Source organism: Microcoleus sp. S13C4 (assembly GCF_036700865.1).
Lineage (GTDB): Bacteria > Cyanobacteriota > Cyanobacteriia > Cyanobacteriales > Microcoleaceae > Microcoleus.
Genome location: NZ_JAUBPS010000064.1, coordinates 31,826 through 33,461, shown reverse-complemented (window position 1 = coordinate 33,461; position 1,636 = coordinate 31,826). Strand labels below are relative to the sequence as shown.

Here is a 1,636-nt window from a genome sequence, read left to right as displayed (position 1 = left end):
TTTTGTTGCAGCATTTTTTGATAAAACTTTTGCATTAACACAGCAGTTCCTTCATCATCTACACTCCACAAACTCACTGCCACCCGCTGCGCCCCCGCATACATAAAACCCCTAGTTAATCCCACCATTCCTTCGCCTTTAACATTCTGCCCCATGCCGCTTTGACAAGCACTCAAAACCACTAAATTTGCCGCCAGTTTCAAGTTGAAAATATCGGTGAGGCGTAAAAAACCATTGACAAGATTGCCTTTGTCATCTACAATCGACATCACAATTCCTGACAGTTCGGGATTTTTGTTGTTGGCAATGCCGTGGGTGGCGAAGTGAACGATTTGATAATTGGCTAAACTGCCATCGGTGGCTGTAGTGCGACTGGCATTAAAATCAAATATTTGACGGCTAGAAGCTGAGGGGAATAAGCTGGATATTGTTTGGGCTTCTTGGCGGGTAAAGGGTAGACGTTTGGGTGGCCATTCCAGATCGGAAGCACGGAGCGAGCGGTTTAAGCCGAGGTTATTTGCTTCTAACTTGTCAGTCGTTTCTTGGGTAATTTTTCCTTTAATTCTTTCATCGTCTAGACTGAAAACAGGGTCTGCTAAAATTGCTAAAGTTCGGCTCGGTGGTTTTCTATCTCTGTAATTTTGCCTGAGAATAGCGAGACTTGAGGCGGAAGGCAGGGTAATAATTTCATGTTCGGCAATTAAGGGAACATTGGTATTTTGTCCTTGAGTTTGGGTAATAGTTAAAGCTGGAAAAGGAGTATAGTGCAGCACGCCGTCGGGAACAATTAATAAGCGTTTGTTTTTTAATTGGGCTGCGGCGGGCTGTAAAATTAATTGACTTAAATTTGCACTTGCTTCGGCAACTTTTTGGGGAATATCTCTTTGGATTGGGATAGTTACTGAGTCTCGGAAATTGCGGGCTGCTGTTTCAATATCAACCTGTTTTGGTAATTCATAGCTGGTTAGTCCTGTTGATGTCACAAGCCACAAATAACTGCGGTTTGTTCCGAGGGAATACTGCAATAAAATAGTGTTTTCATCGATAATTTGTTTCTGAATTTCTGGCAGTGTTAAAGGTTGGGGTTGAGTGAGGGCAGCGTAGCGGGGGCTGGCAGTACGAATCTTTGTTTGGAGTTGCTCATATTGTTCCAAAAGTACGAGGCGCTGTTTGTCGATTTCATCGATTTTAGTTGCGTTGGCATTGGGGGTACTGATTGTTTCGATACGCTGCTTTTCTATAGCATCGAGTTGCTGTTGCAGGCTCTTTTCTTGTTGCAGTAACTCGGGGGAAATGCCTTCGCGAATGTTGGCGTTACTTTCTTGGAGGAGTTCGAGGAGGCTGCGGGCCCTCGAACGTTCGCTGGCTTCTAAGGCTTTTGTAGCGTAACCGGATTTAGGATTAGTTTTGTGCAGTTGCATTAACAAATCGATGTAGAATTCGTAGTAGTTTTGGACTGTGGCAAAGTATAAGCTGCGGAGTTCAGGACTGGCTATTTTGGTGCGAAGGTTTTCGATAATTTTGAGAGAGAATTCCATGTCGTTGAGGGCTTCAATAAAATTGCCTTGAGCGCGTTTGACAGAAGCTATGCTGTAAAGGGTGAAAGCTTCCTCACCGCGAAATCCTATTGCCCGAC

The 1,636-nt window shown here is 44.2% G+C and carries 1 protein-coding gene; it reads right to left on the bottom strand.

The genetic code is table 11. From position 1 onward, the window contains the following. Positions 1-1,636, bottom strand: a 1,636-nt coding sequence (locus QT996_RS22465; RefSeq protein WP_333049067.1) for a CHAT domain-containing protein, incomplete at both ends; no start/stop codon positions are given.